At 53.7% G+C, this 1181-nt stretch carries 1 protein-coding gene; it reads left to right on the forward strand.

Translation table 11 applies throughout. The annotated features are described in order from the left end of the window. Positions 1 to 59 precede the first annotated feature (59 nt). Positions 60 to 1165 (forward strand): IS3 family transposase gene (locus H8K26_RS17580; RefSeq protein ID WP_390367113.1). Its coding sequence is split into 2 segments (ribosomal slippage): positions 60 to 318 and positions 318 to 1165, totalling 1107 coding nucleotides; the frame shifts between segments, so codons are not numbered across the junction. Positions 1166 to 1181: the final 16 nt, after the last annotated feature.

A 1181-nucleotide genomic window follows, 5' to 3' on the forward strand; every position in this document is an offset into this window, starting at 1 on the left:
TGACCTGCTCCCCAAAATTAGTACGATAAAGATGTAGAGTCTGCCTAACGGAGGCAGGCATGAAAAAACGATTTACGGAAACCCAAATCATCGGTGTCTTGAAGGAAGCTGAAGCTGGCAAGAAAGTGGCTGACCTATGTCGTCAGCACGGCATCAGCGAAGCCACCTACTACAACTGGAAAGCCAAATTCGGCGGCATGAGTGTCTCCGATGCACAGCGGCTCAAAGCCCTGGAGGCCGAGAATACTCAACTCAAGCGTCTGCTGGCGGAATCGATGCTCGACAACGCTGCTTTAAAAGATATCGTCAACCAAAAGTGGTAAGCCCACAGGCCAAGCGTGCTGCCGTTTTGCATCTGATGACGGCGCATCAGCTTGGAATTACCCGTGCTTGTGGGCTGATCGGGATATCGAGATCCAACTACCGCTACCAAAGCCAACGGCAGGACGACACCTCGCTCAAAGCACGGCTGCACGATTTGGCCAACCAGAAGCGGCGCTACGGTTATCGGCGGTTACACATCCTGTTGCGGCGGGATGGCTGGGTGATCAATCACAAGCGCACCTACCGCCTGTATCGGGAAGCCGGGCTGATGATTCGCCGACGGAAACGCAAACGTATTGCTGGCGTCGAACGCGTAGTCAAAGCGCCGGCGATGGCACCGAATCAAAGCTGGTCGATGGATTTCGTCTCGGACGGCCTGGTGGATGGACGACGAATTCGGTGCTTGAACATCGTCGATGATTTTACAAAACAATGCCTGGCCATTGAAGTGGATCGCTCCCTACCCGGGCTACGGGTCGTTCGCGTGCTGGAACGGCTGGCAGAAAACCGTGGGCTGCCGACATCGATCACGGTCGACAACGGTCCCGAATTTGCCGGTAAGGCGCTGGATGCATGGGCCTATGAACGGGGGCTAAAACTCCACTTTATCGAACCAGGCAAGCCGCAGCAAAATGCGTACATAGAGAGTTTCAACGGTAAATTCAGAGACGAGTGCTTGAACGAACATTGGTTCGTTTCCCTGCGCTACGCCAGGGAAGCGATAGAAGAGTGGCGTCAGGACTATAATGAGCAACGACCGCACAGCTCGATTGGCTATCTGACGCCGAATCAATTTGCAGACAGTTTTTTAACCGCGGACTCTAAATTGGTTTCGTACTAATTTGGGGAGCAGGTCA

The organism is Cognatundibacterium aquatile, from assembly GCF_014699135.1.
In the GTDB taxonomy this organism is placed as follows: domain Bacteria; phylum Pseudomonadota; class Gammaproteobacteria; order Burkholderiales; family Burkholderiaceae_D; genus Undibacterium; species Undibacterium aquatile.